The organism is Bilifractor sp. LCP21S3_F8 (assembly GCF_052117805.1).
GTDB lineage: Bacteria > Bacillota > Clostridia > Lachnospirales > Lachnospiraceae > Bilifractor.
Genome location: NZ_JBQKIK010000014.1, coordinates 51,569 through 75,313 on the forward strand (window position 1 = coordinate 51,569; position 23,745 = coordinate 75,313).

The 23,745-nt window shown below is 50.2% G+C and carries 18 protein-coding genes and 1 tRNA gene; 14 read left to right on the plus strand and 5 right to left on the minus strand.

Translation table 11 applies throughout. The annotated features are described in order from the left end of the window. Positions 1-130 precede the first annotated feature (130 nt). The 6 genes from ACTQ3A_RS08170 (at position 131) to sdaAA (ending at position 6,814) form a co-directional block, all read left to right on the plus strand. Positions 131-988, plus strand: a complete 858-nt coding sequence (locus ACTQ3A_RS08170) for a hypothetical protein (RefSeq protein WP_441099550.1) — start codon at positions 131-133, stop codon at positions 986-988. Between the two features lie 148 nt (positions 989-1,136). Then, positions 1,137-1,877, plus strand: a complete 741-nt coding sequence (locus tag ACTQ3A_RS08175; protein ID WP_441099551.1) for a pseudouridine synthase — start codon at positions 1,137-1,139, stop codon at positions 1,875-1,877. Between the two features lie 115 nt (positions 1,878-1,992). After that, the gene (ligA, locus tag ACTQ3A_RS08180) at positions 1,993-3,996 is read left to right on the plus strand and encodes an NAD-dependent DNA ligase LigA (protein WP_441099552.1); all 2,004 of its coding nucleotides are present in this window, start codon (positions 1,993-1,995) and stop codon (positions 3,994-3,996) included. A gap of 112 nt (positions 3,997-4,108) precedes the next feature. After that, complete coding sequence (gene metA, locus ACTQ3A_RS08185) at positions 4,109-5,035, plus strand: homoserine O-acetyltransferase MetA (protein WP_441099553.1); 927 nt, start codon at positions 4,109-4,111, stop codon at positions 5,033-5,035. A 147-nt stretch (positions 5,036-5,182) separates the two neighbouring features. Further along, complete coding sequence (sdaAB, locus tag ACTQ3A_RS08190) at positions 5,183-5,854, plus strand: L-serine ammonia-lyase, iron-sulfur-dependent subunit beta (protein WP_441099554.1); 672 nt, start codon at positions 5,183-5,185, stop codon at positions 5,852-5,854. A gap of 90 nt (positions 5,855-5,944) precedes the next feature. Continuing rightward, positions 5,945-6,814 (plus strand): L-serine ammonia-lyase, iron-sulfur-dependent, subunit alpha, encoded by an 870-nt coding sequence (gene sdaAA, locus ACTQ3A_RS08195; protein WP_441099555.1) that lies wholly within the window; start codon positions 5,945-5,947, stop codon positions 6,812-6,814. Between the two features lie 171 nt (positions 6,815-6,985). Here the strand turns inward: sdaAA and ACTQ3A_RS08200 are convergent, their stop codons facing one another. Both ACTQ3A_RS08200 and ACTQ3A_RS08205 read right to left on the minus strand, forming a co-directional pair. Continuing rightward, on the minus strand, positions 6,986-8,473 hold the full coding sequence (locus ACTQ3A_RS08200; RefSeq protein ID WP_441099556.1) for a DHHW family protein: 1,488 nt from the start codon (positions 8,471-8,473) through the stop codon (positions 6,986-6,988). Between the two features lie 100 nt (positions 8,474-8,573). After that, positions 8,574-9,902 carry an MBOAT family O-acyltransferase gene (locus ACTQ3A_RS08205; protein WP_441494561.1) on the minus strand — a complete coding sequence of 443 codons (1,329 nt, stop codon included), beginning with the start codon at positions 9,900-9,902 and terminating at the stop codon, positions 8,574-8,576. 299 nt (positions 9,903-10,201) lie between these two features. Between ACTQ3A_RS08205 and ACTQ3A_RS08210 the strand changes: the two genes are divergently transcribed. From ACTQ3A_RS08210 to ACTQ3A_RS08245, 8 genes are all read left to right on the plus strand, one after another. Beyond that, the gene (locus ACTQ3A_RS08210; protein WP_441494562.1) at positions 10,202-11,068 is read left to right on the plus strand and encodes a putative manganese transporter; all 867 of its coding nucleotides are present in this window, start codon (positions 10,202-10,204) and stop codon (positions 11,066-11,068) included. Positions 11,069-11,219: 151 nt separating this feature from the next. Then, positions 11,220-12,482 (plus strand): 23S rRNA (uracil(1939)-C(5))-methyltransferase RlmD, encoded by a 1,263-nt coding sequence (rlmD, locus tag ACTQ3A_RS08215; RefSeq protein ID WP_441494563.1) that lies wholly within the window; start codon positions 11,220-11,222, stop codon positions 12,480-12,482. 235 nt (positions 12,483-12,717) lie between these two features. Continuing rightward, positions 12,718-13,488, plus strand: coding sequence for a nitroreductase family protein (locus ACTQ3A_RS08220; protein WP_441494564.1), 771 nt, complete (start codon positions 12,718-12,720; stop codon positions 13,486-13,488). Positions 13,489-13,608: 120 nt separating this feature from the next. Then, positions 13,609-13,680 (plus strand) — tRNA-Gly (locus tag ACTQ3A_RS08225). 559 nt (positions 13,681-14,239) lie between these two features. Then, complete coding sequence (locus ACTQ3A_RS08230; RefSeq protein ID WP_441099561.1) at positions 14,240-15,205, plus strand: PfkB family carbohydrate kinase; 966 nt, start codon at positions 14,240-14,242, stop codon at positions 15,203-15,205. A gap of 63 nt (positions 15,206-15,268) precedes the next feature. Next, positions 15,269-16,927, plus strand: coding sequence for a VanW family protein (locus ACTQ3A_RS08235; protein WP_441494565.1), 1,659 nt, complete (start codon positions 15,269-15,271; stop codon positions 16,925-16,927). Positions 16,928-17,124: 197 nt separating this feature from the next. Further along, a complete protein-coding gene (locus ACTQ3A_RS08240) occupies positions 17,125-18,222 on the plus strand; it encodes an AIR synthase-related protein (protein ID WP_441494566.1) in 1,098 nt (365 codons plus the stop codon). Between the two features lie 42 nt (positions 18,223-18,264). Then, positions 18,265-18,768 carry a tRNA (cytidine(34)-2'-O)-methyltransferase gene (locus ACTQ3A_RS08245; protein WP_441494567.1) on the plus strand — a complete coding sequence of 168 codons (504 nt, stop codon included), beginning with the start codon at positions 18,265-18,267 and terminating at the stop codon, positions 18,766-18,768. On the opposite strand, the gene ACTQ3A_RS08250 is transcribed toward ACTQ3A_RS08245, so the two are convergent. From ACTQ3A_RS08250 to ACTQ3A_RS08260, 3 genes are read right to left on the minus strand one after another with little or no spacing between them, the layout of a single operon-like run. Beyond that, positions 18,750-20,234 carry an ATP-binding protein gene (locus ACTQ3A_RS08250; RefSeq protein WP_441494568.1) on the minus strand — a complete coding sequence of 495 codons (1,485 nt, stop codon included), beginning with the start codon at positions 20,232-20,234 and terminating at the stop codon, positions 18,750-18,752. The two genes, ACTQ3A_RS08245 and ACTQ3A_RS08250, sit on opposite strands and share 19 nt — an antisense overlap. A gap of 25 nt (positions 20,235-20,259) precedes the next feature. Continuing rightward, positions 20,260-20,982: a response regulator gene (locus ACTQ3A_RS08255; protein ID WP_441099566.1), complete on the minus strand. Its 723-nt coding sequence runs from the start codon at positions 20,980-20,982 to the stop codon at positions 20,260-20,262. A 22-nt stretch (positions 20,983-21,004) separates the two neighbouring features. After that, positions 21,005-23,383: an endonuclease MutS2 gene (locus tag ACTQ3A_RS08260; protein ID WP_441494569.1), complete on the minus strand. Its 2,379-nt coding sequence runs from the start codon at positions 23,381-23,383 to the stop codon at positions 21,005-21,007. Positions 23,384-23,745 lie beyond the last annotated feature (362 nt).

Consider the following 23,745-nt stretch of genomic DNA (forward strand, 5'->3'; position numbering starts at 1 on the left):
GTTTTAAGAGCTTATGGAACCAGCAGGGTTATGAACGGCACCAATAGTTCTGTAAATGTTTTACAGGCATACAGGCTTCGGATCGCTCTGTACTGCGCACTCCCGCAATTCACAGAAGGAGTACTGTTTTATGTCAGAAAATAATAGAAACAGAAAACCAAAACGTAAATATAATCCTGTTCTGGAATGGATTTCGGACCGTCTGAGATATATCGAACTAATTGCGGCGATCGTCGTCGTCATTATCGTGCTTGTTTTCCTCGTACGTGGGATTCTTAAGAGAAACGAGCAGCCGCAGAATGCCACGGGACAGGCAGTTCAGTCCGTCTCATCAACCGCGTCCGACGCGGATTCATCTTCTGAGAACAACAGCGTAACACCGGCCGTCAGCTCGGGATCAGCTTCTGTAAGTTCTTCTTCTTCCGGTACGGACACACTTAAGAAGGATTCCGGAGACGTAAACGCCGCAGTTCAGACATACTTTGGGGATCTGATTTCCAGCGGAAACAGCGGAACGATCGAGTCGTATTCGAATATTACGACATATTCGTACCCGGGTCCTTCTGAAGGCACTTACATTGCTTTTGTGGAATACAGTTACAAGTACAAGGACTATGCGGACACTATTCCCGGCCTTTCCGAATTTTATGTGGCACCTGATGACAGCGGCAAGCTTGTGATCTCGGATGATTCCTCAGAGGAGATTCAGAAGGCGATGAGTGACGCCGCATCCACAGAATCCGCAAAGGCGCTGATCGCCGATGTTCAGAGCAAGTATGACGCAGTTGTCAACGCGAATGAAGACCTCAAGAACTATATCTCAACGCTCGGCTCCAGTGCGGCAGACAGCAGTTCAGATGCAGGTTCAGCTTCAGCGGAGGATAGCTCCGGGGATAATGGCACGGATTCCACAGGAAACAGCGGAACGGAAGAGGAAAATAGTGGCACAGCAGATACAGCCACTGACACAACGACAGATACTCAATAACGACAATGCCCCGCGGTCGGGGCGCCAGAATATATATAAAGTCAGGTGCTCCGCGCTGTGGCTGCGGAGCACCCGTATATATATTCATACAGCCGGTTCCGGATTTTTTTGCGAGTCATCTCCGGGCCGGCTGTATTTGGAGTAATTTATGAGAATCAACAAATATCTTAGTGAGTGCGGAATATGTTCGCGCCGTGAAGCAGACCGGCTTGTGGAAGCCGGTCATGTTTCTATCAATGGGAAAAAAGCTGCACCGGGGTCACAGGTAGAAGAGGGAGATCGTGTCATGTTCGACGGGAAAAGAGCTGTTCTGCCGATGGACAAGATCTATTTGAAGTTCTATAAACCGACGGGAATTGTGTGTACCTTCGAATCCAGAGAAAAGAACAACCTGGGAAATTATCTGAAGTATCCGCGGCGTGTTACCTATGCCGGAAGGCTGGACAAGAATTCCGAGGGCCTCCTGATTCTGACGGATGACGGAGACCTGATCCAGGAAATGATGACAGCGCGGAATTTCCATGAAAAGGAATACGAAGTAACGGTCAGCAGGGATGTTACGGAAGATTTTCTGGACAGAATGCGCGGGGGCATCTATCTTTCTGAGCTGGGGGTTACGACAAGACCGTGTCGGGTGAAACAGACGGGAAGGCGCAGTTTCCGGATCATTCTGACCCAGGGGCTGAACCGGCAGATCCGCCGCATGTGCAAGTACTGCGGATACGGCGTTCAAAGCCTAAAGCGTATCCGGGTCGTCAATGTGCGGATCGGAGAGATGAAGCCGGGTGATCTGGATGAGATGACGCCGGATGAGATCCGCGAGCTGAAAGCAACACTGAATGGGGCTATTCCGGAGAAACGGGCAGGAACGGCAGACATGGTCAGGTAAAATGATCGCGCAGAACCGGGAAGGGGCGTCATGCATGGACAGGCGGAAGGATTCCCGAGAAACAGGCAGGAACGGCAGGTATGGACAGGGATTATCCCGGAGGAACAGGTGAGAAATGAGTTTTGATGAGTATAATGAACTGAAGACGACGATCATGCATCACATGGATCTGTATTACAACCGCAACGAGCCTGAGATAACGGATTATGAATATGATCAGCTAATGCAGAAATTAAAGGCAGCCGAAGAAGAACATCCGGAATGGATTACGCCGGATTCGCCGTCTCAGATTATCGGCGGAGTCGCAAAAAGGGAAGCGGGCGTAAAGATTGTCCACAATGTACCGATGCTTTCGATCGAGGATGTTTTTCACTATGAGGATGTCACGGAGTGGGTGAAGAAGGTGCTGACTGTGCATCCGGACGCCCAGTTTTCCGTTGAACAGAAAATCGACGGCCTGTCGATGACGCTCCGATACCGGGGTAACGGAGCAGGAACTATGCGTCTGGAGACCGCGGAGACCCGCGGCGACGGATTCACCGGCGAGGATGTAACGGCAAATGCCATAGTGATTCCGAGTGTACAGAAAACCATCCGTGCGCCCTATGACTATCTTGAGCTTCGCGGAGAGGTCTATATGACCCATGAGGATTTCGAACGCTTTAATGAAGAACAGGAAAAAAACGGCAGGAAAATCGCGGCGAATCCACGGAATCTGGCGGCGGGAACCCTTCGGCAGCTCGATCCTTCCATTACGAAGAAGCGTGGTCTTCGCATGTTTATTTTTAATGTGCAGGATGGCCCGGCAGAACTGATGGAGCGTCACGACAGAGCGCTGGACTGGCTCTCGGAGAGAAAGATCGAAACCGTCAGTCACACGCTGTGCAGCAGCCCGGAAGAAGTGCTTCAGGCGATCACACGCATCGGTGAGATGCGGGACGAGCTTCCCTATGACATTGACGGCGCGGTTGTAAAAATTGATCAGATCGCATACCGGTCGGATTTCCCGGCGGGAAGCAAATATTCCGCAGGGCATATTGCCTATAAATATCCGCCGGAAGAGCGGCCCGTCGTGATGGAATCCATCGAAGAAACTGTGGGAAGAACCGGAAAGATCGGCTTCATCGGCCATGTATATGACAAGGAAACGGGAAAGCCGGCAAGGCTGTGCGGAACCAGCGTATCACGGGTTACGCTGCACAATCAGGATTATATCCGTGATATGAAAATCGGAATCGGAGGCGTATACAAGATCCGGAAGAGCGGAGATATTATTCCGAAACTGACGGGATGCATCACAGAACCGGAACAGGTCTATCAGGCCTCCCGCTTCTGTCCGATCTGCGGACAGCCGCTGATCCGTGAGGAGGATACGGCCGATATCCGATGTGTGAATCCCTCCTGTCCCGCGCAGCTGACGCGCACGATTTCGTATTTCACCTCGAGAAACTGCATGGATATTACAGGTCTCGGAGAGACACTGGTGGATGAGCTTGTGAAGGAGAACTATCTCAGGAATTACGCCGACATCTACTGCATGAAGCAGCATCGGGACGAGCTGATCGAAAAGGGAATTATCGGCAAGGAAAAAAATACGGATAAGGTTCTGGCAGCCATAGAAAAATCCAAATCCAACAGCCCCGTCAGACTTCTGACCGCACTCGGAATCCGCAATGTAGGCGGGTCAACAGCCCGCGAACTGATGAAGCATTACCGGAGCATCAGGGAACTGGAGGTAGCAACAGAAGATGACCTTGTACAGATTCCGGATATCGGCGAAACGACAGCGCGGGATATTGTGAACTTCTTCTCAAACGAAGAGAATCAGAAGATCCTGAACAGACTTTCGGACTATGGCCTAAAAATGGAAATGGAGAAAGAAGATACCACGGACAAGCTTGCCGGTCTCACCATCGTAGTGACCGGAACACTCCCGACCCTCGGAAGGGCAGAGGCAAAGGCCCTGATTGAGAAAAACGGCGGAAAATGCACAGGTTCCGTATCCAGGAAGACGAGCTATCTGGTAGCCGGAGAAGCCGCGGGAAGCAAACTGGAGAAGGCACAGGCGCTCGGTGTTCCTGTCATCGATGAGGCGGGACTGCTCGCGATGCTGTCTTGAACGTTATATGGAGAAAGCGTATAATATACGCATATGACTGCCAGAAAATGTAATCGCTATAGCCCTGTGGACGCAGGATGCAGCAATTGTATATACGAAAAGAGGATTCCATATGCCTATTAAGATTCAGAATGATATTCCCGTCAAGGAGGTTCTTGAAAAAGAGAATATATTTGTCATGGATGAGGACCGCGCAATACACCAGGACATCCGTCCACTGCAGATCCTGATTTTGAATCTGATGCCGCTGAAGGAAGATACGGAGCTTCAGCTTCTCCGCTGTCTGTCAAATTCACCGCTTCAGATTGATATTACCTTCATGGTTCCTGCCTCTCATCACGTGAAGAATACTTCGATCAGTCATATTCAGAAGTTTTATGTGACGTTTGAGGATATCTGCAGAGAGTATTATGACGGGATGATTGTGACCGGCGCGCCGGTTGAGCTGATGGAGTTTGAAGAAGTAGATTACTGGGATGAACTCTGTGAGATCATGGACTGGTCTGAAAAGCATGTGACTTCAACCATGTATCAGTGCTGGGGCGCACAGGCGGCGATGTATCATTTCTACGGGATTCAGAAAAGGCTTCTCGACCACAAGATGTTCGGCCTCTTCGAGCATCAGATTCATAAGCGCAAGATTCCGCTGGTCAGAGGCTTTGATGATGTGTTCCTTTGCCCGCATTCCCGTCACACCGAAATTCCGATGGATGAACTTCAGCATCACCCGGAGATTACCGTTCTCACGGATTCGGATGAGGCCGGTTTTTTCCTTGGAATGGCAGACGACGGAAGGAAGGTCTTCGTACAGGGACATCCGGAGTATGACCGTATGACCCTTGACCGGGAGTATAAGCGGGATCTGGCAAAAGGAATGGATATCGCCATGCCGGAGAACTATTATCCGGACGATGACCCGGAGAAGAAGCCGTTGCTGACCTGGAGGGCGACGTCTGCGGCTCTTTACGCGAATTGGATCAATTATTATGTATATCAGGTAACACCGTACGATATGTACGGCACCCCGGATTTCAGATAACGGAGGAGCACGGGAATGCAGTGATTGCTATTGCTGCATCATTTCCCGTGCTTTTTTGTATATATAAGAACGGATTACTGTTTATCATGACGCAGAACATGAGACAGGATCAGATGTTCACAGCATCACACAGACAGGAGGAAGGAAATGAACATCTTTGATATTACAGGGCCCGTGATGGTAGGACCTTCCAGCTCTCATACCGCAGGCGCTGTGAAGATCGGAAATGTCTGCCGGAAGCTGACCGGAGAGAAAATCACCGATGCGGAGATTCTGCTGCACGGATCATTTCTGGCGACAGGTAAGGGACACGGAACCGACAAGGCATTGGTCGCCGGCCTGATGGGTTTCGCGGTGGATGACAGCCGGATTCCGGACAGCTTCCGGATTGCAGAAGAGGAGGGACTGAGATACCGTTTCGGAGCGATCGATCTGGGAGAAGACGCACATCCGAATTCGGTTCTTCTGAATCTGACGTCGGAGAGCGGACGGAAGCTGGAGGTTCAGGCGTCTTCGATCGGTGGCGGAAGGATCATGATTAACCGGATCGATGGACTGGAGGCAAACTTCAGCGGAGATCTTCCGACACTGATCGTTCACAACCTGGATCAGCCCGGCCATGTAGCAGAGGTGACCAGTATGCTGGAGCATAAGTCCGTGAATATCGCGACGATGCAGCTCTATCGCTCGGGAAGAGGCGGCCATGCGGTGATGGTCATTGAATGCGACCAGGAAATTCCGCGTGAGTCGCTGAAATGGCTGGAACATCTGGAGGGGATCGAGAAGGTAACTTATTACAGTCTGCAGGAGGGGGATTAAGAGTGTTATCCCGTCTCCGGATGAAATAGAGAACAGAGAACGCTCGGATGCAGGGCAGCAGATTCGTGCATAGGCAAGGGGAGGAGAAGTTTGTATCATTCACTAGAAGAGATTGCAAAGGTTTGCAGTGAACAGCAGATTCCGTTCTGGAAGGCAGTCATTCTCGACGATTGCAGAGAGGAAGGAATTTCAGAAGAGGGATCCATGGAAAAAATGGAGGAAATCTACACCGCGATGCGGGATTCGGATACCAACTATGATCCGGATCTGTATTCCGCGAGCGGCCTGGTCGGAACTGACGCACAGAAGCTGCGCCGGTATCATGAGGGCGGGGAGAGCATCGTCGGAGGTTTTTGCGGAAAGGTTATGGAACGGGCGCTGAGGGTGGCAGAGTCAAATGCCTGTATGAAGCGGATTGTAGCGGCACCGACGGCGGGATCATGCGGTGTTGTACCGGCAGTCCTGATATCGATGCAGGAAAAATACCACTTTCCGGATCGAAAAATGGTGGAATCTCTGTATGTAGCTTCGGGAATCGGAGGAGTCATCGCACTGAGAGCCTGCCTTGCCGGTGCCGAAGGCGGCTGTCAGGCGGAGATCGGATCCGCCTCCGCGATGGCCTCCGGCGCGGCTGTATATCTGCTTGAAGGCTCGTCAGAGGCAATTATCCATGGAAGCGCAATCGCTCTGAGCTCACTTCTCGGGCTCGTCTGTGATCCGGTTGCAGGGCTTGTAGAGGTGCCGTGCGTGAAGCGGAATGTCATCGGAGCATTGAATGCCGTTTCATCCGCCGACCTCGCCATGGCGGGAATCCGAAGCCGTATTCCGCCGGATGAGGTGATAGACGCGATGAAGAGTATCGGGAGAAGCCTTCCTTCCGAGCTCAGGGAGACCGGAAGAGGCGGGCTTGCTGCAACTCCGGAGGGGCAGAAGATCAGAGAACGTCTGCATGGTATCTGAGATCTGAGTGCATATGAAATGCAGGAGCAGACAATTTGCATTCTTTCCGGTTAGCCACGCACCTGTATGAAATCTTGAAATCGAAGGAAAGGTGAAGCAGACAGCTTATATTCTTTCAGGATGGTACAATGGCGAGATCCGGTGAATGCACAGAAATACGAAATCAGGCATTCACGGGAACAGATTGAGCATCATCGCTGCCCGGTCTGCAGTGACCGCTTCGGTATTGTTGAGGAAGATGACATCCTGTATCTGATGATCCGGTACGAACTGTGTCAGATTGCCGTTGTAATAGCGGTAATCAATGACATACAGGTTTTGATAATGATCTACCAGCCACGGCACAAAGCAGTTTCCAAAGGATTCTTTCAGAATGAGACAGGAGGAACCGTCGGTAATTGCCGGATTATGAATTTCCTCATAGGGCTGATCGCCTGCGATAAAGGCGAGATATTTATTCTCTGATGAAAAGGTGCTTGCATCCGCCACAATCGGATACGAATATGAGTTTCCGTTCTGATCGGTGTACGTCATCTCGTTTGTTCCGTTCGGAATCCATGCCTGTACAGTGTCAGGATTATTCCCAAGAGCAGAGGACTGGTTGCTCAGAGAATAGTAGGTGCCGATGAAGCCGGGAAAATCCTTCTCCTGAAGATCACTGGTTTTATGTGCAGTAATTCCCTTCGCCTTACAGAACTCCTGATACGCATAGTATGCGCCGAGTGAGGTCCAGTGGTGGTCAGTCCGGAAATACAGATACTCGGAGTTGTGGCTGACAAGGGTATCAAATACCGAAACCTTTTTCACAGAGGGATCCATCCGGTCGTAGGCATAACTGATGGCGTCCTTCTGACTGGATCCTCCGAGAGATTTCTGAACGTCTTCACTGAGATCCACACCGAATCCGGTCGGAATAATCATATCGTAAAGGTTCACCTGCTGACCGACGCGGGATTTTACCGTGTTGATCATTGAGGCATAAGCATCCACATTTTCCTGATTAAAATAGTAAATATCAAATCCGCGGTCTCCGGTGATGTAGACCTGACCGACCGCGTCCGGTACTTCGTGAATGGTCCCGTCCTTCTCCGTGGATTGTGCCGCTGTGGAAGGAGTGTCGGTTGGACGGGATGATCCGGCGTCTGCGGAAGAAGCGGAAGATGACCGGCTTTGTGTTGATGAAAGGGAATCGGAGGAGATGGAATGATCATTGGTGATGTTTTCCTCGTTTGAGCTCTGCTCCACAATCGGGGCGAGGCTGACCGAGGATGTGTCCGGGATCGCATCCGCAGCTGAGCCCGATGCGGTTCCGTATAGAGCGGTTCCGCGGATTCCGTACCAGTTCTCAATCTCTGAGTCTACGGTCAGCATGGCGTCCCGTGTCGGATAGGTGTCGGAGTACCAGGTCACGAGTTCATCGAAAAAATCTCCGTTCCAGATGCCGGAGAAAGAAACCTGAGGAAACTTCGCAAGGGTTCTTTTTTCCAGAAGAGAGATTTTCGGGCGAAGATCCATATTGAGACCGAGAATGCCGAACACGCCGAAGCCGACGCAGAAGGCTGCACAGTACAGCTTCTGCCAGCGCCTGAGACAGCGGACGTTTTTTTTGAGATAGTTATGTATATCTTTTTCTTTTCCTTTTTTCTTTTGATTTTTCATGAATGCAAGCCTCTCAGATGATTCGTCATGAATGCATGTCTCTTAGATGATTCGTTATGAATGCAAGTCTTTCAGATGATTCGTCATGAATGCAAGCCTCTCAGAACTGGTTATACAGGAAGGGATGATAAGTCGCTCCAGCAAGTGCGCAGATCGCCAGCACAAAACAGATACCGGCGAAGGCAAGCCGTACGGCATAGAAGCCATTTTTGGACACACGTTTTTCCTGCATGCGGATCTCTGCTCGATGGGAGAGAGCGGAAAACAGCGGGGTTGATACCAGAACACAGAGTATCAGGATGAACAGGTTGTTCTTAACCGTGAGAAGAATGGACACATCCTGCCAGCCCGAGGACCAGTTCAGAAAATGAGATAGCGCTGTCTTCAGTTGTTTGAAGTCTGTGAACCGGAAAATAACCCATCCGAAATTGAACACCAGAATCGTATACAGATGTCCGAGAATTCTGGCGGGAATCGACGACGCGGCATGGCTGGTGACGCCGCTGTTCTCTGCTCTGCCTTTTCGAAGCCGGGCGACAAGGTTTTCGAGAAAAATAAACACAAAATAATAGAGTCCCCACAGGATGAAGTTCCAGTCCGCGCCATGCCACAGACCGGTGAGAAGCCAGACTGCCAGGAGATTTAAGGTCTGTCTGGCAAAGCCTCTGCGGTTTCCGCCAAGCGGGATGTAGACGTAGTCCCGGAAAAATGAAGACAGTGAGATATGCCAGCGGCGCCAGAAATCCTTAACAGATGTGGCAATATAGGGATAGTTAAAGTTCTCCTTATAGTGAAATCCGACAGCCCTGCCAAGGCCGATCGCCATGTCCGAGTACGCGGAGAAATCCAGATACATCTGAAGGGTAAAGCATATTGAGCCGAGGATGGCAGAGGCGGGAGAAACCGCTGCGATTCCCCGTGAGGCCGGAAAAAGCTGATCGGCGAGTGTTCCCATATGATCCGCCAGAATGGTTTTCTTGGCAAGACCAAGAGAAAACCGGTACATACCTTCGGAGAAGGTGCGGCGGTCCATGATGCGGTTATCAAGCTCCTTTCGCATATCCGTGTAACGGACAATCGGTCCCTGCAGAATGGTATGAAAACAGATCACGTAGGTGAGAAAAACCGGAAAGCTTTTCTGAGCAGATACTCTATCATGATACACATCTGCAGCGTAGGAAATCAGCTTAAATGTATAGAAGGAGATACCGAGCGGAAGCGCGACAGAGGGCACAGTCAGTCTGGCTCCGAAAGCCTCGTTGAGATTCGAAAATATAAAATCCGTGTACTTGAAGCCGCCGAGGATCGCAAGAAAAATCAGAACCGATATCGCCAGAAGACCGCTCTGCAGTCTTTTTTTTCCAGCGGATTTTTCAATCCGGAGACCAAAGACCCATCCGATGAACGCCTCAGCAATCAGAAGAATCAAGAACCGAAGGCCGCCGAACAGATAGAAGAGGATAGAAAAAAGAAGCAGTATGACGTTTCTACTTGACTGCTTCGGAAATATCTTATAAATTAGAAAAAATGCCGGCAGGAAGCCGAGGATAAAAAACATACTGGAAAATGTCATAAATCACCTGATCATATCTTAATCCATGTGCTGTGTCATTTGAGTTGCGGATGCCCTCTTGGAGGGCATGAAAATTGCGTTTCCATCGGCGGTTTTTCCGCATTGCTAGTTTATGATGGAAACAGATATGTGTCAAGTAGACAACGGAGGATATCATGCTGCTGGATGTACTGAAAGATACATTGACCGATACACTGAAACTGATTCCATTTCTGTATATCACGTATCTCCTGATGGAATGGCTGGAGGAGAGAGCACAGGAGAAAACCATCTCAATGCTTCAGCGCGCACGTCGTCTCGGACCAATCGTCGGCGCTGCCACCGGAGTAATTCCGCAGTGCGGATTTTCTGCAGCCGCGGCAAGCATGTACTCCGGCGGGGTGATCACCGTTGGAACGCTGCTCGCCGTTTTTCTCTCAACGTCTGATGAAATGCTTCCCATCTTTATCTCGGAACAGGTAAATATCAAGACGATTGTATCTGTGATCGGGACAAAGATCATTCTGGGCGCGATTTCCGGTCTGATTGTTGATGCCTTTCTCCGGGTCTACCGGAGAAAACATCCGCGGACGGACCGTCACATTCATGATCTTTGCGAGCAGGACAACTGCCACTGCGAGGAGGGAAATATTTTTCTATCGGCTTTCCTGCATACGATAGAGATTACCATCTTCATCCTGATTATCACCTTTCTGGCGGGGGTTGCAATTGAAGGAATCGGAGAAGAAAGAGTCGGTGCCTTTCTGTCGGGGGAACCTTTGCTGGGTGTAGCACTTTCCGGACTGATCGGTCTGATTCCGAACTGCGGGGCTTCCGTCACAATTACCGAGCTCTATCTGAAGGGAATCCTGACCTCCGGTCAGATGATGACCGGCCTGTTGATTGGCGCCGGCGTCGGGCTTCTGATTCTGTTCCGCTCGGACCGCAGGCATATGAAGGATAATATCAAAATCACAATTGCGCTCTATCTCATTGGCGTATTCTGGGGGCTTGTGATCGACCGGCTCGGAATCGTCTTCTGAGACGTGAACCAGCTGCCGTTTGAGAAGCGTCAGTTGCATGGAGAAACCTTAGTAATACCGGAAAATATCATCAATACCGGGAAACGGCTGCGTTGTCATCTGCGCCTGAAGTGAAGTGCAGAGATGGTATCGTACACAGAAAGAAGCTGCTATGAAGAATCAGAAAATAAATAAGAAAGACCGGAATCCAGAACATCAGAAGTCATATCTGAGAGATCAGAAGGCGGCTGCAAAGATGAATCAAAAAGATGCAGAACCGCAAACAGACGAGGCGGATTTTCTGAAATGCCCGGTTTACAGGAAATGCGGAGGCTGCGAGTTCAGAAGTGTTACATATGAAGAGCAGCTGAGAGTAAAGGAAAACCGGGTGAGAAAAGAACTGGAGGGACTTGCCCGGACAGAGAAGATTGCCGGCATGTCCTATCCTTATTTTTACAGAAATAAGGTTAATGCTGCATTTCAGAGAAAGAGGGACGGGAGCATCGTATCCGGAGTTTATGAGGCGGGAACACATCGTGTCGTTCCGGTCGAGAGATGCCTGATCGAAGACCAGAGAGCCGACCGCATCATCGGGACGATCCGGAGACTGGCACCTTCTTTCCGGATCACCATCTACAATGAGAATTCCGGATATGGACTGCTCCGCCATGTAATGGTACGGGTCGGACATAAGACCGGTCAGATTCTGGTGACTCTGGTAGTGACATCTCCGATTTTTCCCTCGAAGAATAATTTTGTAAAGGCTCTCCGGAAGGAGCACCCGGAGATTACATCAATCGTGCTGAATCTCAATGAAAAAAATACGAGCATGGTTCTCGGGGAGAGGAATATTGTCCTTTATGGAAAGGGATATATCGAGGACATTCTGTGCGGGAAGAAATTCCGGATCTCTCCGTCTTCCTTCTATCAGATTAATTCGATTCAGACAGAGGTGCTCTACAGGAAGGCAATTGAGCTGGCTGCTTTGACTGGAAGGGAGAAGGTTTTTGACGCCTACTCCGGGATCGGGACGATCGGAATCGCGGCGTCGGGCAGCGCGAGCGAAGTTACGTGCGTGGAGCTGAATGCGGATGCCGTGCGTGACGCCAGGTATAACGCACGAATGAACGGAGTCCGGAATATCCGGTTCTACCAGGATGACGCAGGAAGATTTCTGGAAAGGATGGCAGCGGCAGGAGAGAAGGTGGATGTCCTGTTCATGGATCCTCCCAGATCGGGCAGTACCGAGACCTTCATAGATGCTGTATCGTCCATGAAGCCGGAACGGATCGTGTATATCTCGTGCAACCCGGAGACTCTTGCCAGAGATCTGCGGTATTTCAGAAAACGCGGTTACCGTGCAGGTGAGGCATATCCGGTGGATATGTTTGCGTGGAGCGGATCGATAGAAACCGTGGTGGCATTGCAGCAGTAAAACACCATGCTGAAAACAACGCCATATCCTGTAAGGGCTGAGGATAGCCCTGTGCTTCGCCCTCCCGCAATTCTAAGGTATTGGCAATTCTCGCAGCTGCCACAGGTGACCGACATTGAAAATAATGATGTCTGCCCGACATTTAAAAAATCATGTCTGCCCTTGAATTTATAAATTAATATGTTACAATTATGTTACATATAATGTTTTTGGTTATTTGTTCAGGGTGATGGGCATGAATCTGTATGAAGCAATATTTGTAAGAAAATCCGTTCATAAATATATATTTGAGCCGCTGCAGGAGGGCCTGCTCAATGAAATCCGTTCTCACTATGCGGAATTGCCCAATCTGCTTGGAGATTTTGAGACAGATATCCTGATCTGTGAAAACATCAGAAAATCCTTTCATATCCGTCAGCTTCACCGGGTAAAGGCGCCTTACTATATGCTCTTTTATTCGAGGGATACGGCACGATGCCAGATGAATATGGGATACCTCATGGAACAGATGAATCTGTATCTGTGCTGTAAAGGACTGGGTGCATGCTTCGTCGGAAGTACAGCGGTTCCGGGCAGTCTGCAGCAAAAAGGCAGCATGAAACTGATCGGAATTCTTGCCTTCGGAAAAAGCAAGGAATCTCCGGTAAGAAGCAAGGGAGAGGCAAAAAGGCTGCCTTTGGACGAGCTGTGCGTGTTCAAGGAAGTTCCACGCTCGTGGATGAAGCAGCTGCTTGAAGCGGCGAGATATGCTCCCTCCTCGATGAATATTCAGCCCTGGAGATTTGTGGTTTTTGACGACAGGATCCACGTTTTTACAAAGAAACACAAGGCGGACAATCTGGAGAAGTACCGGTGGGAGGAGGTAAACTTCGGAATCATGTTCGCCAATATTATGATTACCGCAGAAGAACTCTGGCTGGATGTAGATCTGATCCGACTGGAGAACATCACACAAAAGAGCTTCCCGAACAATCAATATGTTCTGAGTGCCATCATGAGATCCTGAAGAAAAAATAAAATACCTGAAGATAAAAAATAAAATTATCTATTGACAAATGGATACAGTTATTGTATCCTCAATATCGTCAGTTTTGAAGAGACGAACTGACATCGAAAATCAGTAATTGCGCGAGTGGCTCAGGGGTGGAGTACAACCTTGCCAAGGTTGGGGTCGCGGGTTCGAATCCCGTCTCGCGCTGCTCAAAAGCTCCGGATACCTTTCATACAGGTCTTCGGAGCTCTTTTACTGTATAAGCTCTTCGAAAACGCAGACAGGATCGTCACGCGCGAAGCGTGTGTAAGAGACTGTATGCGATTTCGAAGGCAACAGGTATGAGCACGAAGTGACGCGCGAGCGGCACGGAAGTGCGAATACCTGTAGGATTGCGGGAGTGCGAAGCACGGAGCAATCCGTAGCTTATACAGTATGTGACGCGGGGACTTATACAGTATGTGGCCCAATAAATTTTGAAAACGCGGACAGGCCGCCTGTCGCGAAGCGTGTGTAAAAGACTGTATGCGATTTCGAAGGCAACAGGTATGAGCATGGAGCGGTGTGTAACACGGCGAACGCGCGAAATCGTCTATGCGCTTCTTCTTTTTTATGCTATTATAAAAAAGAATAGCGGCACAGCATGTGCTGTCTATCAGCAATGCGCACCAGGCACTTCCGCGTCGATTCTATTCAAGAAAGATTATCGTGCGGTATATCGTATGAATGTTGCTTCATAATTCAGATATCGAGAGGAGAGAATTCTATGTACGACGTTACAGCGATGGGTGAATTACTGATTGATTTTACGCCTTGCGGCACCAGTGAGGCAGGCAGGACACTGTTTGAGCAGAATCCGGGAGGAGCTCCGGCTAACGTTCTGGTTGCGGCTTCCAGGCTTGGCATGAAAACCGCCTTTATCGGAAAAGTCGGAGATGATATGCACGGACGTCTCCTCAAGAAGACGCTGGACGAGAATCATGTCAATACAGAGGGACTGAGAATTGACCCTGATTATTTCACAACGCTTGCGTTTGTGACGCTTCATGACGGTGACCGTGAATTTTCGTTTGCCAGAAAGCCCGGAGCTGACACCATGATCCGCTCGGACGAGGTCAATATGGACATTATCAACCAGACACGGATCTTCCATTTCGGGTCCCTGTCACTCACCAATGAACCTGCAAGGAGCGCGACAATTTTTGCCGTAGAGCAGGCAAAGAAGGCAGGAGCGATCATATCCTATGATCCGAATTACCGTGCGCCGCTGTGGAAGAGCGAGGAAGAAGCCAAGGCTCAGATGCGTTCCGTGGTGAAGTATGTGGATATTATGAAGCTGTCTGATGAGGAGACAAAGCTTCTGACGGATATCGAGGATCCGTATGATGCTGCCGGAGCACTTCTGGATGAAGGAGTGAAGTGCGTCGTGGTAACTCTCGGTAAGGACGGAGCGATGCTCCGCACGAAGAATTTTGTGGTAAAGGCACCTTCTCAGACCAGAAAGGTTGTCGATACGACAGGCGCGGGAGATTCCTTCTGGGGAGGCCTTCTCTCAAGATTTGCCGAGTTCAAGATCAGACCGGAGGATCTCGATCAGGAGCAGGCGGCAGAGTTCATAAGATTTGCGAACATTGTAGCCGGTCTCTGCGTGGAAAAGCGCGGCGCGATTCCCGCAATGCCCGAAAAGAAAGATGTTTTGCAGATCTTTAACCTGAAGTTGGATAAATTCTGATGCGGCTGCCTTTTCATCTGATGCAGACAATTACATTTCATTTTCAGAAGACTGCGTGTGCGAATGAGTAGAAAAACCGAACATAAGAAAACAGACAGAAGGGAAAGAATGGAGCGGAAACGCCGGCTGATTGCCGGCGTGATCGCCATCATTCTGGCACTTCTGATGATTGTCACACTTGTTCTCCCGGCGATGGCTGCGGAGAATACAGACAATACAGGGGAGACGGGAGCGGACACCTTAAATGCGGTGGCCGTTTCTTCGTCTTCGGCTGAAAATCTGCAGGGAACAGAGGCGGTGACATCTTCCTCCCCGGGAACAGCAATCCGGTCCGTTTCTTCCGGAAATGGCAATCAGAAGAAATACGGAATCTATATCGACAACATCAATGTGACAAATATGACGCGAAGTCAGATGGAAAAGGCTGTCGAGACAAGGCTCAAAGAGCTCTCGGATGATGTCATTGTTCTGCACGCAGGAGACAATCAGGTGCGGACAACGGCCGGAGCGCTCGGGCTTACATATACGAATAAAGATGTCGTCGATGAGGCATTGTCGATCGGTAAAAAGGGCAACATCTTCAAACGTTTTCTGGCGGAGAGGCAGCTTGAAAAGGACGGACCGATTGTTCTCGACCTGGATTTTGCGGTGTCCCGGTCTGCTGTCAGCACGGTGCTTGCGAAAAATGCCAATGCACTGAACTGCAGCCCGCAGTCAAACGGCGTTGTCTTAAACGATGACAATACCTTTACGCTCACACCCGGGAAGGCAGGAGTAGCACTGAACAATAAGGCATCGGTTCAGAAAATCATGGACTATTTTGCAAGTGACTGGCATGGCGGTGAGGGCGGTATTACACTGGAGTATAGTACAACCGAATATGCGGACAAGTCCTCAGAGCTTTCGAAGATTACCGATCTTCTGGGAAGCGCTACGACCGGTTATCAGACCGGGGATACGAACCATGATACCAATGTGCGGCTGGCTGCGGAGCATATCAACGGAACGGTATTGTATCCGGGCGAAGAGTTTTCCGCGGAGAAGGTCATCGGCCCTACCACAAAGGAATATGGATTCCTGCCGGGTGACACCTATGAAAACGGCAAAGTTGTGGAGTCTTATGGAGGAGGAGTGTGTCAGACAACGACGACGCTCTACGACGCGGTTCTGGCAGCTGAGCTCAAGGTGACGGAACGGCACAACCACTCCTATCTGGTATCCTATGTCGAGCCAGGATTGGATGCGTCGATTTCCGAGGGACTGATGGACTTCCGCTTTGAGAATAATACATCCGCGCCGATCTATATCCAGGCGGTGACAAAAAACGGCTATCTGACCTTCAATATTTACGGCCAGGAGACGAGAGATGCTGACCGGACGATATCTTTCGAGAGCAGGACGATCAGCACGACGGATGTGGAGACGGAATACGAGACCGACAGCTCCGAACCGTACGGAAGCATTACGGTATCCGGAGGTATACAGGGCGTCGAGGCCGAGCTCTACAAGGAAATCTACATCAATGGGCAGCTGGATTCGGAGGAACTGGTAAATCGCAGCAGCTATTCGATGATGCCGCTCACCTATACAATCGGTACAGAAAACGCAGACAGTGAGACGCTGCAGGCGATTCAGGCGGCCATCGCGACAGGTGATCTGGCAACGATACAGTCAGCGGTCGGCAATGGTTCGATTGTTGAGAGTGATGTGATCGAGAACTAAACGATGTACCGTCATTCTTCACCGTATCCGGTGCAGTGCCAGAGGCCGGACTGTGGCCGTGTCACGAATGGCCGTTTAAACAGTGACAGTACCGGAAATGACCGATCAGAAAGCAGACAGCGGCAGTGCCGGAAATGGCCGGTCAGACTCGTTACAGGAATCGAAAGCATCGGGTACAGAAATTTTGAGGCGATAATATGAGAGTTGGAAAAATTTCAGAGGCGGTACTCAACCGGTCTGTTCTCAAGGAGATCCGCAACAGCAGATCCGATCTGACAGCCGGACCACATGAGGGGGGAGACGCCGCCATCCTGAGAACGGGTGAGAGTACAGTGATCTCGTCGTCGGTTTCTCTTGATCTTGATGCGGATCCGGTGATCCGGACAATTCTTGCGATCCATGCGGCGATAAACAATCTCGCCGCTGCGGGAGCGGCGGGCCGTGCGGTGATTCTGGACCTCATTCTCACAGAAGATACCGGGGAAGCTGTCCTGAAGAAAATCCTGCGGGCGGCGGAACAGACAGCTGAAAATCTTGGCATAAGTATCGCCGGCGGTCATACAACGGTCAGCCGGTCCGTGAGAAGCGAGATCATTGCCGTGACGGGAATCGGTGTGCCTTTCGACAGTCAGATCTGTTCCGCATTTCCTTGCGTATCGTCCGGCAACAGGGACGGATCCGATGCGCGTACAAAAGCGGATTTGCCTGCTGCGAAGGAGAGATGTCCGGAGAAATCCTGTAATGAGACGCGCGGCTTCGACATTGTTATGACAAAATCGGCAGGAATCGCGGCATCCATGCTGCTTGCCTCAGAACAGGAGAAGATACTTTCCGGAAGATTTACCGGAGATATCATCGAGACCGCGAAAAAATTCAGAGAGGATCTCTCTGTCGTCCCGGAGGCTGAAATTGCAGGGGCAGACCGCGAGACGGTACGGATGCATGATATATCGGAGGGAGGAGTGTTCGGCGCACTCTGGGAGCTTGCGGAAGCGGAGGGCGCAGGACTGGAGATCAATCTGCGGGAGATACCGATTCGGCAGGAAAGTGTGGAAATCTGTGAGTTTTTTAATCTGAATCCATACCAGATTTATTCGGAGGGTTCTCTTCTGGTTCTTACCGGGAGGGGAGACGCATTGACGGAAGAACTTGTAAATGTCGGAATTCCGGCAAAAGTCATCGGAAGAACCACATCCGGAAGAGACAGAATCCTGCATAACCAGGGAGAAATCCGTTATCTGGACAAGCCGCAGCAGGATGAGATATACAAATTGTGGCGAGGGAAAGACTGCTGATCAAAGATAATCAGAGATAATCAGAAAAAAACGGAGAAACCTATGGCACATTTCAATATTGTACTTCATGAACCGGAGATTCCATCGAACACCGGAAACATCGGCCGCACCTGTGCCGCCACGGGGGCAAGCCTTCACCTGATAGAGCCGCTTGGGTTCCACTTGTCGGAGAAATCTGTGAAAAGGGCGGGAATGGATTACTGGAGCAGTCTTGATGTCACCAGATACCTTGATTTTGAGGACTTCATCGGACAGCATCCCGGCGCAAAAATCTACTACGCTTCCACGAAGGGACCGCGCTGCTATACAGACGTATCCTTTGAAGACGAGTGCTATATAATGTTCGGGAAGGAAAGCGCCGGCATCCCGGAGGAGATCCTGTATCAGAATCAGGCAACGACAATCCGTATTCCGATGCTGGACACGATCCGTTCTCTGAATCTCGCGAACTCTGTGTCAATCGTTCTCTACGAGGCTCTCCGTCAGCACAACTTTGAGGGAATGCTGGAAGAGGGACAGCTGCGAAACTATACCTGGAGAGTCTGATGTGGCAGATCCGTCAGATCTTCAGGAGCCGGCTTCAGTGAGAAAATAAATTCTGTCCCGACTCCCTCTGTGCTGATCACGGTAATCGTCTGTTTGTGTTGATTGATAATTTCCTTCACGATTGACAGACCGAGCCCGTTCCCTTTTCTCTCGCGTCCTCTTGACGCGTCACTCTTGTAAAAACGATCCCATATCTTGTTCAGGGATGCTCTTGGTATGCCGGCGCCGTGGTCACGGACCGTGCAGAACACCTTGTCGTGCCGGATATCACTTTCCAGTTCGATGACAGAGCCGTCCCGGCTGAATTTTATCGCATTGTCAATCAGGTTGTAGAGAACCTGCTGGATTTTCTCCTTATCCGCCAGAACGGGAAGCCTTTCTCCGGTCAGTGTGATCTGGAAGGAAATCTGCCTTGGTGTGCAGATTCCCTCAAAAGAAGCAGCTGTATTTCGTATCACTTCATTGAGATCAAAAACGCTGATGTGAAGCAGATTTTTTTTCTGGTCCATGCTGTTCAGTGTCAGAATGCCGTTTGTAAGCTTTGTCAGGCGTTCGGTCTCATTCAGAACGATGCGCAGATAGCGCTCCTGCATCTCTGCGGGTATGGTGCCATCCAGGATCGCCTCGACGAATCCCTTGATCGAAGTAAGAGGAGAACGAAAATCGTGGGATACATTCGCAATGAACTGCTTCTCATATTCATCGCTTTTGCTGATTTCATCGGACATCACATTCAGAGATGCCGCGAGATGGCCCATCTCATCCTGCGATTTCACCCGGATATTGTACTTCATGTCACCTTCCGCAAATTTTTCTGTGCCGATGGTGATCTTCTTGAGCGGACAAAGTACGGAAAAATAGAGGAGCACAAGTACAGACAGAAAGGCACAGTAGATGACTCCTGTTATGACATGCACTCTTGCGAGAATACCCTCCTTCAGTGAGACAATTCTCTTCATATCCATATGAACAGCGACATATCCGCGGATATTCAGATCAGAGGTGATCGGAATCATCACACTGAGATGGTCGGTGTCAAAATAGTGGAAGAAGGTTCCGATGCTGTAGTAGTTTGAGCCGAGCGCAACCGGATCAAATCCGTCCAGTGTCACGGGAACATAGGTATTCAGAGGTTCACTTGTATTCATGTAGACCTTGCCCTTCGGGCTGATCAGCCAGATCTGACAACCCTGATAGAGCGAGAGTCTGGAAAGGCTGTCATAGAGAGTCTGCGTCTCGGTATCGGACGAGGGTTCGGAGATTTCATCTGTTGCAGAGCGGGAGTAAGTAAGAATCGAACGGTCCTGAGCAATATTGGACGCTTCCTCATACAGATTCAGGCTTTCTTCATTCAGCACCTTTTTCTGAATCATCGCCGAGCCCGCCGTGGAGAGGAAGATAAAGATCGCAAGGCCGATGACAAGATAGAGGAAGATGAATTTGTGGATGATTTTGTGACTGCGCATGATTCTTTTTCAATTCTCTCAATCTTTACTTCTTCAGCACTTCAAACTTGTATCCAATACCCCAGACGGTAGAGATCGTCCAGTTCGGATTTCCGTTGATCTTCTCCCGAAGCCTCTTGATATGGACGTCGACCGTCCTCGTATCACCGATGTATTCATAGCCCCAGATATTGTCGAGAAGCTGTTCTCTGGTGAATACCTGATTCGGTGAGGAGGCAAGAAAATACAGAAGCTCCAGTTCCTTCGGCGGCATCTCAATGTTTTCTCCGCGATACGTCACGGAGTAGTTGGTCAGGTTGATAATGAGATCCGGATATTCCACTGCCTTTGCCGGCTGCGCGACGGTTTCCGGTTCTTCCTTCGGGAGGACGGCAGTATTCTGAAAACGACGGAGAACGGCCTTTACCCGCGCGACAAGCTCCTTGGAATCAAACGGCTTGATGATATAATCATCCGCCCCGAGCTCAAGACCGAGAACCTTATCGAAAACCTCACCCTTCGCGGAGAGCATGATGATCGGTACCTTCGATTTGTGGCGGATCTCCCGGCAGACCTCATATCCGTCCATCCCGGGGAGCATCAGATCCAGAAGAATCAGGTCGGGACGGAATCTCGGAAAAGCCTTCAGGGCTGCTTCTCCATCATTTACAATTTTGCACTCAAAACATTCCTTTGTCAGATACAGGGAAATCAGTTCCGCTATATTATTATCATCATCAACGATGAGAATTTTCTGCTTTGCCGCCATGACCGGCCTCCTTCCGGATTCTTTATTTCTTGAAATTTACAATGGTAACACCGGCATCACCTTCTCCGTACTCGGCAAGGTGATAGCTTTCCACATGCTTTTGTCTGCGGAGGTAATCGTGAATGCCCTTTCTGAGCTTTCCGGTACCCTTCCCGTGGATAATCCTTACGCTGTTCAGATGCGCGATGTAAGCGTCATCCAGATACTTATCGAGCTCCGCGACCGCTTCATCAACAGTTTTTCCAAGAACATTGATTTCCGGCGAAACTGTCATGGCCTTCGACATTCTTACTTTTCCGGTGCTGGTGCGTGAAAGCTGCTTCGAAGTGATGACCGGCTCATCCACGAGCTCAAGATCGCTGATATGAACCTTTGTGCGGATGATGCCGCAGCGGACGAAGAGGTATCCCTTGCTGTCCGGATGAGAACTGACCGTTCCGTTCAGGTTCAGACTGAGAACGTGAACAGAATCTCCCAGCTGCAGATCCGATGGCTTCAGCTCTTTCTTCGGACGTTCCGCGGGTTTCAACGCAAGCTTGCTTTCCGTCTTGTTCATCTGTTTTCGGAGAGCATTTCGTTTCCGTTCCATCTCTCCGGAATTGATAGCGTTCTTGCCGAATCTGCGGAAATCCTTCATTGTCTGGTCGGCGTAGTCCTTCGCTTCCTGAAGAATACTGTGCGCGTCCTCGTTCGCCTTCCGGATGATTTTTTCCTTCTGCTGCTCAAGGGTCCGGACTCTGTTCTCGAGCTCTTTCTCCCTTTGGGCAAGCTGTTCCTTCTCATACTGAATGGCACGCCGGTCATTCTCCATCTGGATACGATTCTGTTCCAGAGAAGTGAGAACATCCTCAAAGGATTCATCCTGTTCACTGATCTGCTGCTTTGCACTGTCAATGATGTAGTCAGGAAGACCGAGCTTCCGGGAAATCGCAAAGGCGTTTGATTTACCCGGAACACCGATCAGGAGGCGATAGGTCGGCCGGAGTGTTTCCACATTGAACTCGCAGGAAGCATTCTCAACACCCGGTGTGCTGAGCGCAAAGATCTTCAGCTCGCTGTAATGCGTCGTCGCCATGGTTCGGATCCCCTTGCCGTGAAGATAGGAGAGGATCGCGATCGCAAGTGCCGCTCCCTCGGTCGGATCCGTTCCTGCACCGAGTTCGTCAAAGAGCACGAGCGAATTCCGGTCCGCCTTGTCCAGAAAGCTCACGATATTCGTCATGTGAGAACTGAAGGTCGACAGCGACTGCTCGATGCTCTGCTCGTCACCGATATCCGCATAGACCTCGGAAAAAACAGCAAGCTCGGAGCGGTCCAGGGCTGGTATGTGCAGACCGGATTGTCCCATCAGTGTAAGCACCCCCACTGTTTTCAGCGATACAGTCTTTCCTCCTGTGTTCGGACCAGTCACGATCAGAAGATCAAAGTCAGTACCGAGACGGATATCGATCGGAACGACGCGGCGCTTCTCGATCAAAGGATGTCTCGCCTTGCGAAGGAAAATCCTTCCCTCTGTGTTCAGAAGAGGCTGAGAGGCGTTCATTTCCAGAGAAAGTGCGCCTCTGGCAAAAATAAAGTCAAGCTCGGTCATGTTCTGCATGTCATACTCGAGATCCTCGATATGCCCGGCGGCCTCATTGCTCAGATTTGCCAGAATAACCTCGATTTCCTTCTTCTCCTTGATCTCAAGTTCACGAATATCATTGTTGAGCTTGACAACAGCCATCGGCTCTATGAAGAGCGTCGCACCGGTGGATGACTGATCATGGACCATTCCCGGGACACTTCCGCGGTTCTCGGCTTTAACCGGGAGACAGTATCTCCCGTCACGCATCGTGATCACGGCGTCCTGGAGTGAGGTCCTGAGAGGACCGTTCATCATTTGATTCAGGGTGGAGTGGATTCTGTCACCGCAGACCTGAATCTGGCGGCGGATGTTTTTCAAGGCGGGGCTTGCGTCATCCGCAACCTCATCCTCGGAGAGAATGCATCTGCGGATCTCAGTGGAGAGCGGAGTCAGGGGTTCAAGGAGATCGAAAATCGCATCCAGAGAATCTCCTTCTGTCTCATTATTCTCATGCCGCCCGTAGGCCTTTACCCTGGCGGCATTTTCCAGAAGACCCGCTATATTTAAAAGCTCCGTCATCGAGAGCGCACTCCCGACCTCGAGACGCTTCAGAGAAGGACCGATATTTTTGGTATTTCCGAAGGAAATGCTCCCCTTGCGGAACAGACGGCTCACCGCATCCGTGGTTTCCTGCTGCATCCGTTTGATTTCATTGATGTCCGGGGACGGCTCCAGCTCCATGCATTTCCTGCGTCCGGGTCCGCTCGTGGCGTGAGAAGCCAGCTTCGTTCGTATTTTATCGTATTCCAGTACTCGTAGTGCTCGTTCGTTCATCGATCTTGTATCCTTGTATCTTAATAAATTCTTATATATTTTGTCTGATGTATGCCATTATCTGAGTTATCCCACTATCTGAGTCATGCCAGTATCGGATGTATGTCTGTATCTAATCGTGTTCTTGTATTTTTTATTTACGCGAACAGTGAGCCGCAGCCAAATGCGAAGTATTCGTGTGCGGCGAGCGTCGCGATAGCGAGATAAAACTCGCGCAGCGTGTTTTATCTCGTTTTTAGACACCATTAATAACTAAAACTTCCCATAGCAAAAATGGGCTTCGCACCTTGAAAACTCAATAATACAGGCAATCAGATAGGATCTTTATGCCGCTAAACCCGCCTTTGCCAGCGAATTACGGA